A 13531-nucleotide genomic window follows, 5' to 3' on the forward strand; every position below is an offset into this window, starting at 1 on the left:
CGCGGAGGAGCGGTCGGAGGGGCGGGCCAGGGGCACTGGCCGGAGGTACCGGTCAGCGGCACCGGTCAGCGGCGCCGGTCAGCAGCGCGGGAGGCCGGTGCCGGCGGGGGGCCGAACCCCTCCGCATGCAGAGCGGCCAGTTCACCGTTGGTGAAGGCGCGGCGCCAGAGGTACCGGGTCGTCACGGTGGGCTCCCGCGGCATTTGTTCACTACCTATCAAGTTCGATCAGGACAGAACACGGAATGGTCAAGGTCTCTTGAAATATCTAGCCAACGTTGTCAGTTCACCGTCAAACTCTGACCCAGCTCGTATCCCTGCAGCTACCCCCGACTGGAGTCAGAGTGAGCCCCATCTCCTCTCACCGCCGCAACCTCGCGGCCGGAGCCATAGCGGTCACCGCCGCACTCGTGGCCGCCACCTTCCAGACCGCCACGGCGTCGGCCGCCCCCACCGACCACGCCGCCGCGATCGCCCAGGCCCGGGCCAACGTCACCCACAACGCAGGGGTGTTCGGCTTCGGCGACGGCCAGGACCTCCAGGTCAAGGACGTCATCATCGACGCCGACGGCACCCAGCACGTCCGCTTCGACCGCACCTTCCAGGGCCTGCCCGTGGTCGGCGGTGACCTGGTCGTGCACCAGGACGCGCGCGGCCGGCTCAAGGACTCCTCCCGCGCCGCCGCGCACGAGGCCGCGGTGGCGTCCATCGTCCCGAAGGTCCCGGCGCAGACCTCCGCGAGCCGCGCCCTCCAGTCCGCGCCGTCCATCGGCTCCGCGACCAGCTCCCCCGAACTGGTCGTCTGGGCCGCCGACGGCACGCCCCGCCTCGCCTGGAAGACCACCGTCGCCGGTGTCGGCGACCACGGCCAGCCCGCCGGGAAGGTCGTCGTCACCGACGCCTCCACCGGCGAGCAGATCGAGAGCTACGACTCCGAGCACCAGGCCAGCGGCACCGGCCACTCCGAGTACACCGGCGACATCACCATCGACACCACCGCGCAGTCCGGCGGCTTCGCGCTGATCGACCCGGTGCGCAAGCACGCCACCAGGGACGCGCACAACGTCTCCGCGGGCTCGCTCAAGGCGAGCTCCGGCACGCTGTTCACCGACACGGACAACACCTGGGGCGACGGGAAGAAGTTCTCCACCGACCGCGCCACCGCCGCCGTCGACGCCCACGCCAACACCGCCTGGACGTACGACTACTACAAGAACACCTTCGGCCGCAGCGGCATCAAGAACGACGGCAAGGGCGCCACCGTCTTCGTGCACGTCGGCACCGACTGGGACAACGCCCAGTGGTCCGACAGCTGCTTCTGCATGATGACCGGTGACGGCGACGGCTCCAAGGACCCGGAGCAGGTCGACCTCGACACCATGGGCCACGAGATGACCCACGGCGTCACCAGCGCGACCGCCAACCTGCGCTACAGCGGCGAGTCCGGCGGCCTCAACGAGTCCACCAGTGACATCTTCGGCACCATGGTCGAGTGGTACGCCAACAGCAAGGTGGACACCCCCGACTACCTGTTCAGCGACCAGTCCACCCCGCCGTGGCTGCGCCGGATGGACAAGCCCTCGCTGGACGGCGGGTCCGCCGACTGCTGGACCAGCAAGGTCGGGCAGCTCGACGTGCACAACTCCTCGGGCGTCGGCAACCACTTCTTCTACCTCGCCAGCGAGGGCAGCGGCAGCAAGACCATCAACGGGTTCACCTACAACAGCCCCACCTGCAACCAGTCCACGGTGACCGGCATCGGCAACCAGAAGGTCGCCAAGATCTGGTACCGCGCGCTGACCGTCTACATGACCTCCACCACCAACTACAAGGCCGCCCGCACCGCGACCCTGAGTGCGGCGAAGGACCTGTACGGCGCGACCAGCACCGAGTACAAGGCCGTCGCGGCCGCCTGGAGCGCCGTCTCGGTCAGCTGACGACCCGCTCCGCGCACCAACGGCGGCCCGTCGCCCCGGGGTTTCCCGGGGCGACGGGCCGCCCCGGCGTGCCCGGCACGGCGTTCCGGACGCGCCGGCGTCTCAGCCCAGGACGCGGACCGGGGAGCCGGCCAGGAACGCCGCGATGTCCTCCACCGCCTGGCCGTAGAACGTCCGGTAGGTGTCGCCCGACACATAGCCGAGGTGCGGGGTCGCCAGCAGCCGCGGCGCGGTGCGCAACGGGTGGTCGGCTGGCAGCGGTTCGACGTCGAAGACGTCCACCGCCGCACCCGCGATCCGGCCCTCGGCCAGGGCGGCGAGCAGCGCGTCCTGGTCGACGATCGCCGCCCGCGAGGTGTTCACCAGGTACGCCCGCGGCTTCATCGACGCGAACTCGGCCTTGCCCAGCAGGCCCCGGCTGCGGTCGCCCAGCACCAGGTGGACGGAGACGAAGTCGCTCTCCCGCAGCAGCTCCTCCTTGCTGGCGGCGCGCCGGACGCCGACCTCGGCGGCCCGCTCCTCGGTGAGGTTCGGGCTCCAGGCGACCACGTCCATGCCGAACGCGAGACCGACCCGGGCCACCAGCGCCCCGATCTTGCCCAGCCCGAGCAATCCCAGCCGCCGCCCGGCCAGATCCGCGCCGAGGGTGCTCTGCCACGGGCCGCCCGTGCGCAGCGCGTCGTTCTCGGTGACGATCCCCCGGGCGAGCCCGAGCAGCAGCGCCCAGGTCAGCTCCACCGGCGGCGTGGACGAACTCGCCGTCCCGCAGACCGTCACCCCGTGCGCGCGGGCGGCCGCGTAGTCGATCACCGTGTTCCGCATCCCGGAGGCCACCAGCAGCCGCAGCCGGGGCAGCCGGGCGAACACGGCCGCCGGGAACGCCACCCGTTCGCGCAAGGTCACGATGATGTCGAAGTCGGCGACGGCGTCGACCAGTTCGTCCTCCGAGCCGAAGTGCCGCGGGAAGGAGATCAGTTCCACCCGGTCGGTGACCGGTGACCAGTCGACGATGCTCGTCGCGACACCCTGGTAGTCGTCGAGTACGGCACAGCGAAGTTTCATACCGGCACTCTCGCAGACCCGTTGGGCCGGGGGGGACAGGGGCCGGGCCGTCCACCCGACCGGCGCCCGCGTCAGACCTCCCCCAGCACCGTCCGGATCACGTGCCGGGCGTTGCGTGCCATCGCCGGGTTGGTCCTCCGGTAGTACGGCAGCGCGATCAGCGCCTGCGAGAGGGTCCGCCCGCGGCCGCGGATCCAGGTCGCGTCGTCCACGCCCAGCGCCTCGCGGAAGACCTCCCGCGCCCGGGCGGGCAGGAGATTCCACGCCGGGAACAGGTCGCAGGCGGGATCACCTGTCCCCAGGCAGCCGAAATCGATGACCGAGGTCAGCCTGCCGGCTTCCACCAGCAGGTTGCCCGGCATGAGATCGGCATGCAGCCACACCGGCGGCCCGTCCCAACCCGGGGTCCGCAACGCCTCCTCCCACACGGCCGTGGCGGCATCGCAGTCGACACCCTCCTGCGGAATCCCGCGCAGCTCCTCGATCGCCGCCCTGGTCTCCACGTCGAGCGAGGCGACCGGTCCGCCGCGGTGGGCCGCTGGCGCACCGGGCAGGGTGATGCTCCGCATCGCCGCCACGAACCCGGCCAGGTCCTCGGCCAGCAGCACCGGTTCGCTCAGGGCCTCCACCTCCGGGTTCTCCCCCGCCAGCCACCGGTAGACCGACCACGGCCAGGGGAAGCCCTCGGCGGGCACCCCGTCACCGAGCGCCTCGGGGACGGGCCAGGGCAGCTGGGGCGCGAGCCGGGGCAGCCAGGCCCGCTCGAGCAGCACGTCGCCGGCCCCGCCCCGCGTCAGCGGCAGCCGGACGACCATGTCGTCGCCCAGCCGGTACATCGCGTTGACCGTCCCGCCGGACGGGAACCGCTCGACCGCCAGCCCCGCCCACTGCGGGAACTGCCCGGCGATCAGCCGCCGTACGAGGTCGACGTCCGTGGGGTAGGTGCCGGGATGCATCTGCCCTGCGCTCATGTTCATGGCAGGTAATCGAACGGCCTGACGCCGGCGAACGTCAACCGCTTTCCGGCGACCGTGGCTGCGCGGCACACCCAGCGGGGGTCCGCTCCACTGTCGGCCTCGCCGCTCCCAGCCGCCGCTCCCCGCCGCCACTGCCCGCCGCCGCACGGCCGGTCGCGCCGGCGTCCCTGCCGACCTGCCCGGGCGGCGGGGCCTCGGGGTGTACTGCGGCTCAGCCCCGTTCGAGGGCCGTGGCGTCGGCGACGATCAGCCGAGCGCGGTCGCCCGGGACGGACCGGCCACGGGCGCGGCGTCGGGGTGGGGAGCGTCGGGGTGGGGGCGTCGGGGTGGGGGGCGTCGGAATGGGGGCGTCGGAATGGGGAGCGACTGCCCGGTCGACATCCGTTTCGGCCTGGTGCTGGTGACTGTGTGTCATGCCCGACAGGCTAGGAACGCAGCCGGACCGGAAGCCACGGATCCGTCAATCGACCACGACCATGGGGCGTGCGATCGCCACCCATGGTGGATTCCTTGCGCGCGATGGTTGGTTCGCCTCCGCACGGCACCGGTTCACATGGCGGCGGGGTACGCGACCCCGAGGGCGCCCGGGCCCCGGTCCCTGGTGCTCGGTGCCCGGTCCCTGGTGCCCGGTGCTCAACAGGGCGTCAATGGCCGACCTCCCGATGAACCGGTCACCCGGGTCGAAGGTCGACAGGAATATACAGACCGGTCTACTGTTTCCACATGGGAGTCAAAGGAGAAGAGACCCGCGCCCGGCTGATCGCCGGCACGCGCAACCTGATCGAGGCACAGGGCTACTTCGGTACCGGCCTCAACCAGATCGTGGCGGAGAGCGGCGCACCGCGCGGCTCGCTCTACTTCCACTTCCCCGAGGGCAAGGACCAACTGGTCGCCGCCGCCCTCGTCCAGGCCGGGCAGGAGGTCGAGGAACTCCTCCGGACGCCCGTCGGCCGCAGCCCGGAAGCGACGGCACTGGTCGACCGGCTCGTCGAGGTCTTCATCGCCCGCCTGGAGGAGTCCGACTACAGCAAGGGCTGCCCCGTCGCGACCGTGGGCCTGGAGGTGGCGGGAAGCAACGAGCCCCTGCGCCGCGTCTGCGCCGAGGTGTACGCGAGCTGGCAGCTCGTGCTCACCGAACGCCTCACCGCCCAGGGGTTCGGCCCCGCCGAGGCGGAGACCGCTTCCGGCCAGGCGCTCGCCGTACTGGAGGGCGCCGTACTGCTCGCCCGGGTGCGTCGCGACCGCCGCCCCCTGGAGGACGCCCGGCACGCCGTCCGCCACCTGCTCGGCGCGAAGAAGAAGTGACCGACCGGCCGCGCCCGTCCTGACCTCACGTGCGCGGCCCACCGGTCCCCCGACCCCGCAGTCGGCCGAGCTCCGATCGGCTCCGCTCGATGGTCGCCTGAAAATATACCGACCGGTCTACCGAATCTCAGCTGACGCACTGACTTCCACCAGGCCACCGAGGAAATCAACCGACCGGTCTACCGAATCTAAGTCCCTCGAACTCCCGTCACCGTTAGGCCGCGTCTAGAAATCTGCCGACCGGTCTACATACTCATCTGCCCTCCCCGCCTCCTCACTCTCACCCAGGCATCTCCCAAAAATATGCAGACCGGTCTACAGAAAAGGACCTCCAGATGAACTCCACCACCCCGCCGCAGCACCGGCTACCCCAGCCCCTGCCGCGCACCCTGGTCCTCGGCGCGACCGGTTTCCTGGGCCGCTGGCTGGTTCTCGAACTCCTCGACCGCGGCGAGCCGGTGGCCGCCGGCATCCGGGGCGGGCGCGGATCCGCACGGGACGGTCAACTGCGCCACTGGCTCCGCGAGCACGGCGCCGACGACACCGCACTGACCACCGTCGCCGCCGACCTCACCCGCCCCGGCCTCGGCCTCGGCACGACGGACGAAGCCCGGCTGACGGACATCCGCGACATCCACAACCTCGCCGCCCTCTACCGGTTCGGCCTGGAGCGCACCGAGGCGGACGCCGCCAACGTCGACGGCGCGCTGCACGTGCTGCACTGGGCCGCCACCCGTCCGGGGCTCCGGCGGCTCGTCCACCTCTCGGGCTACCGGGTCGGCCGGGACGCCACGCCGCGCTACCCACTCCCGGCCGCCGAGACCGACGCGCTCTACACCCGCCTCGGCGCCTACGAGGCCTCCAAACTGGTGGGCGACGCCGCCGTCCGCGTCACGGCCGCCCGCCTCGGCGTACCGCTCACCACGGTCAACCCGAGCAGCGTGGTCGGTCATTCGGTCACCGGCGAGGCCGGACAGTACCTCGGCCTGGCCGAGCTGGTCCGCCAACTCGCCCATCGGCGCCTGCCGTTGCTCCCGGGTTCGGCGCGGACCTTCCTGCCGGTGGTCGCGGTCGACCACCTGGCCCGGTTCCTCGCCGCCGTACCGGAGTTCGACGACGGTCCGGTGCACTCCCACACTGTGCTCGACCCCGCGACGCCCCCGCTGCCCGAGCTGATCGGTCTGCTGGCCGACCACCTCGGAGTGCCCGCGCCCCGCGCCCTCGTCCCGGTCGGCCTGGTCCGCCGACTGCCCCGCGCGCTGACCGGCGCCGACCCCGAGACGCTCAGCTTCCTCTCGGAGGACGGCTACGACACCACGTCCGCCGACCGCCTGGCCCGCGCCGCCGGTCTTCACCACCCACCCGTCGCCGACGTCCTGCGCCGCTGGGCGACCCGCCTGGTCGCCGACGGCTTCGGCACCACTGCCACCGGCACGGACCCCCTCACACCAGGCCCACACGCACCCGGCCGACGCGCACCCGGCCGACCGAACCCGGATCGCGCCCCTTCCCGAACCGGCCGGTTCGCCGGGTTCGGCCGCTTCGCCCGGTTCGCCGGGTTCGGCGACCGGCGCCGCTGACCGGGGCGGCAGCACGGTTCACCCCCGGCTCGGGCCGCATCGGGGGGTGAACCGTGCTGCCGCCGTCCGAGCAGCGGACGCCCGGCGCCCTCAGCCCTCCCCGGCGCCTGTCCGTTCGAAGGCGAGCAGGGTCCAGGTCACGCCCGGGCGGGCGTGGAGGTCGGGACGGATGGCGTGGGTCAGCAGGGTCAGGCCGTGCCGGTCGGCGAGCGCGACGGTCTCGTCGGCCGGGACGTCGAACATCCGGCGGCCGGGTGGGACGGGGCCGTGGCGGAGGGAGAGCATCACCCGACCGGCGGGCGTGAGCAGGCGGGCGAGCGCTGCCATCGCCAACACACGCTCCTGGTCGGCCAGATGCATCCAGACGGCGGTCAGCAGGACCAGGTCGAAGCGCTCCTCCGAGGCGGTGACGGCAGCCGCTTCGGGCAGCGCGTCGTCCACCCAGCGGATGTCGCTGTCGGCGTGGATCCGCTGCCCGATCCGGCGCAGCTCCTCGGTGGGCTCGGCGGCGACGACCCGGTGGCCGAGGGCCGCGAGGGCGGCCGCGTCCCGGCCGGTGCCGGCACCGAAGTCCAGGACGGTGCTCGGCGCCCCGGGGAAGAGGTGGAGCAGTTCGCGGTGGACCTGTTCGAAGGTCACCTCCTCGTACTGCACGGCGAGTTCCGCCGCCGCCTCGGCGTAACCTGCGGTGCCGGCCGGTCGGTTCACGTGCCCCCCTGGTGTGTCGGACGGCTCCGGTCAGGCCGGACCGCCCGCCACCGCCGGGACGATCTTCCCCCGATTGCCGCAGCGTTCCAAACCGCGCTTCTTCGCTTCGGCGGCCACCACCGGCGCGAACGCCCGGCAGGCCCGAAACAGGTGCGGCCCGCATGCCCTCACGCCCCAGCGCCGGTCACCCGGAGCACCCCACACCTGGAGCACCCCACACCTGGAGCACCCCCAGCCGGTGCACCCCCCAACCGGAGCACCTCCTCCACCGCGGCGTCCTCCGAATGGACGGCTGATCCGACGACAGCGCGCGCCCCTCCCCCACCGCTCACTCCGCCCTGCTGCCGCCTCCGCACCGCCGACCCCGCCGCCGGCCGCCCGCCGCCCCGGGGCCCGGCGACGCCCGTTCCTCAGGCCTCGCCGGCGTGCCAGGCCGGCCACTGCCAGGGCCGGTCCACCCAGTGCACACGGGACTCGTCGCGTGGATCGAGGTCGGGGAAGAGCTGGTGGATCCGTGGCTCGAACTCCTCCGGGGCCAGCGGCTCCCAGCCGTGGCCCTCGAAGTGGACCAGGCGGTAGCGGCTGTCGGTACGGAACTCGGCGACCTCGACCAGGGGCTTTGACGTGCTGTTCGTTTCCATGCCCCCAGCATGTGGCGGACCTCCGCCGCCCGCACCCGGGGTACGGCCGGCAGCGTACAGCCGGGAACGGAGTGCGGAGCGAAGTGCGGAACGGACGGCGCGACAGAACCCTCTTCCGAGTCATGTCCCGCCGTCGGCGCGCTCGTTGAGTACGGCGAACGGGTCGCCGGACGAGGCGCACGGACTGCACCGGGATCGAGGTCGACTCGGGCGGTGGACCCGGCAGTGGCGCAGCGGCGATTCGGCGGCGGCGAATTCGGCAGCAGGAGGACGACGGCATGAGCGGGCAACCCGGCGATGGACAGTGGCAGTGGCCGACGCAGGCGTGGGAGCCACCACCGGTACCCGCCGCGCCCCCGGTCGCGTCGCCCGCCGCACCCCCGCCCGCCGCACCCGTGCCGCCCCCGGCCAGGCCGCAGCCCCGCCGGGCATGGGCGGCAGCGGCCGCCGGGATCGTCGCCGTGCTGGCGTCCGTCCTGGTGATGTGCGGGCCCGAATCGGGCGAGGAGTCGTCCGGCGTGGTGGCTTTCCCCGGTACGTCCCCGTCGCCCTCACCCTCGCCGTCGATTCCCGCGGTCCCCGACCTGCTGCCGGTACCGGCGCCGCCGACCACCACCGCCCCGGCCCCGGCGGACGCGGCCCCGGGCGGCGCCGCGGGCCCGACAACCGGCCCCGGCACGGCGTCCGAGGCCTCGCCGGGGGCGGAGCGGTCGGGCGTGGACGGCGCGCCGGGCGCGGCACGCTCCGCCGCCGCCCGGGCGAGGCAGAGCCGGACGCCCCGCCCGGCCCCGGCCCGGAGCCCGGAGGCCCCGGGGACCGGCGTGTCGGCGCCCGCGGGGCCGTCGGCCGCCGCGGGGACCCCGGGCGCGACGGGCGGCGGACCGGCCACGACCGGCGGCGGCTCGATCTGCGACCAGGCCGAGCGCTTCGGCCGCTGGCCCGCCGGCTCGGAGCAGGCCAGGCTCTGCCACAACATCTACGGCTGACCGGCCGCCCCGACGATCTGTCCCCGACAGCCCGGCCCGCCACCACCCCCGGGGCCGGGCCGGGTGCCTCACCCCGCCGGTAGCAGCCCCTTGTCCAACCGGGGCGCCAGCACCTTCGCCAGCGTGTCGGTGATGTGCCCCGCGTCCCGGTAGAGCACCACCCCCTCCAGGACCGCCGGGCAGTCCGGACCGGTCCCGGGGCAGAGCAGCGGCCCGAGGTCCAGCACCCGGACGCGGTAGCGCTCGGCGAGCCCGCCGGCGAGCAGCGGGTCCTGCTCGAAGGCCGTCTCCCGGGGGAAGAAGCAGGCGTCCGAGCGGCCGTCCGAGGCTGCCAGGCAGGTCGGGATGTCCTTGCCGGGCATCGGCGTGTCGCCGAGGTAGGCGAGCGGCGCGCCAATGGCCGAGAGGCGGTCCAGCGTGCGGCTCCAGCCCTCGGCCCGCTCCGGCCCGCTGCCGTACCGGTTGAGGCCGGCCATCACGATCAACCGTGGCCTGGGACCGGTGGCCAGCCGGGCGAAGGTGTTCTCGCGCCAGCGGTCGCACTCGTCGAAGGTCCGGCCGAGGACGTTGTTGCGCACGGTCAGGGTGGCCAGCGGGCAGCCCGGCTTGACCAGCACCTCCAGGGCCCAGTTCCGCTGCTCGGCCAGGGCGAGCGCGCCCGAGATCCACTGGCCCGCGTGCGAGTCGCCGATCAGCACGATCCGGTCGGGGCTGTCCTCGGCGCCGAACAGGCAGCGCGGGCTGTTCTCGGCGCCGAGCGGGATCTCGCAGCCGTGCCCCGGGGGGAAGTCCTCGCGGGCCCGGGCCAGCGAGGGCGTCAGGCTCAGGACCCGGCTGCCGGGGGCGAGCAGGGCGGGGCCGTCGACCGCGCCGGCCGGGACGGCGATCGGCCCGGTGGTGTCGCCGAGGGCCCGGACGGTCCCGCCGCCCAGGGTCAGCCCGGCGATCAGCGGGATCACCAGCGCGCTGGCGCCGACCGCCAGGCCCCGGCGAGGGGCCGGGCTGCTGCCGTAGCGCAGCGGCTGTTCGACCAGCCGCATGGTCAGCCAGGCCGGGACGGCGCTCGCCGCCGTGAGCGCGACCAGGGTGGTCCAGGGCAGCGCGCCGTAGCGGGCCTGGGCGATGGTCAGCACCGGCCAGTGCCAGAGGTACCAGACGTAGGAGAGCCGGCCGGCGGCTCGCAGCGGACGGGCCGCGAGCAGCCGGCCGACGTCGGTGGCGCCGAGCGCGCGGTGCGCGGGTCCGGCGAGCAGTACGGCGGCGGTGCCGAGGACGGGCAGCAGGGCGGCGCTGCCGGGGAAGGGGGTGTTGCGGTCGTACCGGAGGACGGCGACCACGACCGCCGCCGCACCGGCCCAGCCGAGCAGACGCTGGGCCCGGCCGACCGGCCGTCCGGAGCGGCCGGCCCGGGGCAGCCACCCGGCGAGGGCCGAGCCGAGCATGGCGGCGCAGGCACCGGCGGCGAACTCCCAGAGCCGGCTGGCGGTCGAGAAGTAGCCGAGCGGCGCCGAACCGGCCGTCCAGCGGATGCAGAGGAGCAGCGAGACGCCACCGATCGCGGTGGTCGCGACGGCGATCGCGGCGGTGCGCCGGCGGCCCCTCAGGTAACGGGCGAGGCCGAGCAGCAGCACGCCCCAGAGCAGGTAGAACTGGTTCTCCACGCCGAGCGACCAGAAGTGCTGGAGCGGGCTCGGGTCGCGCTCGGCGCCGAGGTAGTCGGTCTGCTGGCCGACGAACCGCCAGTTGGCGAACTGGCCGGCCGAGGCGATCAGGTCCCGGGCCAGGTCGGTGCCGCGCAGCGGGTCGAGCAGCGCGCCGCCGGCCAGTGCGGTGGCGACCAGGACGACCGCGGCGGCGGGCAGGATCCGGCGGGCGCGGCGGGCGGCGAAGTCCCGGAGGCCGATCGGTCGGGCCAGCAGCAGGCCGGTGATCAGGAATCCGGAGATGACGAAGAAGATGTCGACGCCGACGTAGCCGCCGGTGAAGGCCGGCACGGCGGCGTGGAAGGCGAGGACGGCGAGCACGGCGACGCCGCGCAGTCCTTCGATGTCGGGGCGGAAGGCCGCCCGCTTCCGGGGCTCCTCGGCTGGCTGCGCCTGCGCCGCCACGGCGGTGCCGGCTGCCGTCAGCAGCACGAGGTCGGCCGCAGGGTCGGGGTCGGCGGCCGCACCGCCGGCACTCGGCGCGGCGGCGGTGGCGGTGGCGAACACCGTAACCGCACCCGGCTCACGAACACGATCCGGGACAACAACAGGAACGGGAACAGCAACAGGAACGGGAACGGCGCGCGGCGGTTCGGCGTTCGGTGGTACGGCCGTTGACACGGCGGGGCTCCTTGCAGGGCTGGCAGCGGCGGTTCGGGGGCCGCGCGGCCGAGTGGGGCGGCCTGGCGGGTGAGGTCGTTCCGCGCCGGTGGGGCGACGCGCAAGGGTAGTAAAGGGAAATCAACTAACAGACGGACTCAGCTCATTGATGGAACATCAGAAGAGCAGCGGGTCCGCCCAGCCGGAGGCCAGCAGGCCGCAGAGCAGCAGGACGGCGGTGACGGCGACGGCCTCGGCGCGCCCGAAGCGCAGATCGGCGGCCGCCCGCTCGGCGGCGGTTCCCCGGACGGTGCCCCCGTCCGCGCCGGTGGCGCGCCGAACGGGCGCGGCGACGTCGCCGCCCTTGCCGCCGCGCAGCAGCGGCCAGAGCGACCGGACGAGCGGGATCATCGTGTGGGCGGTGAGCCCGAGCAGCCCCACCAGCGCCCAGTACGGCTGCCAGCCGTGCAGCGCGACGGCCCGGCCGAGACCCACGGCCCCGGCGACCACGACCAGGCCGAGCCAGCCGACCCCGATCCGGGCGACCGTGCGGGCCAGCGAGCTGCCGCCGGAGACGGCACCGGTGGGCACCCAGTCGGCGCTGCGGCGGCGCAGCGCGTGCGCGATGGCGACCACGTGGCAGAGCCCGCCGAGGAGTTGGACCCGGGTGACCTCGAAGCGCCAGCGGGTACGGGACATCGCGGGCAGCAGGACGAGGGCGACCCAGATCGGCGGCAGGAACGGCAGGACCTGCCAGGGCTCGATCTCGTCGGGCGCGAAGAACAGCATGATCAGGGCCGGCAGCGGGATGGCGAAGACGTTCACCGCGCTGGTCAGGTAGCCGAGGATGCCGTTCCAGAAGCAGAGCCGGGCCGAGCGGCTGAGCGGCCCGCTGCGGAAGCCGGGATCGCCGACCAGGGCGAGCGAGCCGAGGCACCAGCGGTACTGCTGGCTGATGAAGGCGGGCAGGCCGGTGGGCGACATGCCCTTGGCGACCAGCGCGGGGACGTAGCGGGTGGTCCACCCGGCGCGCGCCAGCGAGAGGCCGGTGTAGAGGTCCTCGCTGTGGTCGATCTCGGCGAAGCCGCCGACCCGCTCCAGCGCGGCGCGCCGGTAGAGCGCGTTGGTGCCGCAGCAGACGGTGCCGTCCTGGGCGTCGCGGGAGGGCTGGATCCAGCGGTAGAAGATCTCCTGGGTCGCGCCGGCGGCCCGCTCCAGCCACGACATGTCCGGGTCGGTGTCGAAGCACTGGGGGCTCTGCACGATGCCGACCTCGGGGGTGTCGAGGTAGGGCACCAGGTGGTGCAGGAAGTCGGGGCGCGGGCAGAAGTCAGCGTCGAGGACGGCGATGATGTCGCCGTTGCCCTCGGCCAGGCCGTGGTTGAGGTTGCCGGCCTTCTTGAACCGGCCCCGGTCGGGCCGGGCCCGGTACTGGAAGCCGTAGGACTCGGCGAGTTCGCGCACCTCGGGACGGGCGGCGTCGTCCAGGACGAGGACGGTCAGCGCGCCCGGCCAGCGGACGGCGGCGGTGTGGCGGTAGGCGTTGTCCAGCACGGCCAGCGGCTCGCCGGCGGTGGGCAGCAGCAGGTCGACGCCGGGGTGGCGGGCGGGCTGCCAGGCGCGCAGCAGCAGGTCGTGCGAGTCACGGGTGAACCGGCGCGCCCGCTGGCCGTCGGCCAGGGAGAGCACCCAGGTCACGGCGTTGAGGACGGTCAGTACCAGGAAGGGCCAGAGCAGCGGCCGGCTGAGTGCGAAGAGGCCGAGCGTGACGGTCGCGCCGGTGTAGGAGAGGGTGGCGCAGAGCAGCACCCAGCGGCGCTGCGGGCCGAAGTACCAGTAGAGCTCCTGATCGTCGGGTGGGCTGGGCAGTCGCAGCGAGTCGTCCGCGACGGCGAGGCGCGGACCGGTGTCGGATGCGGGCATGGCGGTGCCATGGAGTACGGGCATGCGGAGATGGCCCCCCTGGGCTCGGACGGAACGTGGCCGTTCGTTCCGCCAGCCTCTCACATTGGCCTAGACCAATAATGAACGAG

10 protein-coding genes are annotated in these 13531 nt (G+C 73.7%); 4 read left to right on the top strand and 6 right to left on the bottom strand.

Going from position 1 to position 13531, the window contains the following annotated elements:
* Positions 1-343: 343 nt before the first annotated feature.
* Complete coding sequence (locus ABZ495_RS21585) at positions 344-1936, top strand: M4 family metallopeptidase (RefSeq protein ID WP_359837484.1); 1593 nt, start codon at positions 344-346, stop codon at positions 1934-1936.
* A gap of 102 nt (positions 1937-2038) precedes the next feature.
* Here ABZ495_RS21585 and ABZ495_RS21590 read toward each other — a convergent pair whose 3' ends face one another.
* Both ABZ495_RS21590 and ABZ495_RS21595 read right to left on the bottom strand, forming a co-directional pair.
* On the bottom strand, positions 2039-2998 hold the full coding sequence (locus ABZ495_RS21590; protein WP_359837486.1) for a D-2-hydroxyacid dehydrogenase family protein: 960 nt from the start codon (positions 2996-2998) through the stop codon (positions 2039-2041).
* A gap of 71 nt (positions 2999-3069) precedes the next feature.
* Complete coding sequence (locus ABZ495_RS21595) at positions 3070-3969, bottom strand: aminoglycoside phosphotransferase family protein (protein WP_359808003.1); 900 nt, start codon at positions 3967-3969, stop codon at positions 3070-3072.
* Positions 3970-4698: 729 nt separating this feature from the next.
* On the opposite strand from ABZ495_RS21595, the gene ABZ495_RS21600 reads away from it, so the two are divergent.
* A complete protein-coding gene (locus ABZ495_RS21600; protein ID WP_359807916.1) occupies positions 4699-5280 on the top strand; it encodes a TetR/AcrR family transcriptional regulator in 582 nt (193 codons plus the stop codon).
* Between the two features lie 335 nt (positions 5281-5615).
* On the top strand, positions 5616-6860 hold the full coding sequence (locus ABZ495_RS21605) for an SDR family oxidoreductase (protein WP_359837488.1): 1245 nt from the start codon (positions 5616-5618) through the stop codon (positions 6858-6860).
* Between the two features lie 90 nt (positions 6861-6950).
* Here the strand turns inward: ABZ495_RS21605 and ABZ495_RS21610 are convergent, their stop codons facing one another.
* A complete protein-coding gene (locus tag ABZ495_RS21610; RefSeq protein WP_359807919.1) occupies positions 6951-7568 on the bottom strand; it encodes a class I SAM-dependent methyltransferase in 618 nt (205 codons plus the stop codon).
* A 410-nt stretch (positions 7569-7978) separates the two neighbouring features.
* On the bottom strand, positions 7979-8209 hold the full coding sequence (locus tag ABZ495_RS21615; RefSeq protein ID WP_329486024.1) for a hypothetical protein: 231 nt from the start codon (positions 8207-8209) through the stop codon (positions 7979-7981).
* A 278-nt stretch (positions 8210-8487) separates the two neighbouring features.
* Between ABZ495_RS21615 and ABZ495_RS21620 the strand changes: the two genes are divergently transcribed.
* Complete coding sequence (locus ABZ495_RS21620) at positions 8488-9195, top strand: hypothetical protein (protein ID WP_359807921.1); 708 nt, start codon at positions 8488-8490, stop codon at positions 9193-9195.
* 68 nt (positions 9196-9263) lie between these two features.
* On the opposite strand, the gene ABZ495_RS21625 is transcribed toward ABZ495_RS21620, so the two are convergent.
* Together ABZ495_RS21625 and ABZ495_RS21630 are read right to left on the bottom strand one after the other, a co-directional pair.
* Positions 9264-11405 carry an acyltransferase family protein gene (locus tag ABZ495_RS21625; RefSeq protein ID WP_359837490.1) on the bottom strand — a complete coding sequence of 714 codons (2142 nt, stop codon included), beginning with the start codon at positions 11403-11405 and terminating at the stop codon, positions 9264-9266.
* Positions 11406-11675: 270 nt separating this feature from the next.
* Positions 11676-13421: a glycosyltransferase family 2 protein gene (locus ABZ495_RS21630; RefSeq protein ID WP_359837492.1), complete on the bottom strand. Its 1746-nt coding sequence runs from the start codon at positions 13419-13421 to the stop codon at positions 11676-11678.
* Between the last annotated feature and the right edge of the window lie 110 nt (positions 13422-13531).

Source organism: Kitasatospora sp. NPDC005748 (assembly GCF_040630735.1).
In the GTDB taxonomy this organism is placed as follows: Bacteria; Actinomycetota; Actinomycetes; order Streptomycetales; family Streptomycetaceae; genus Kitasatospora.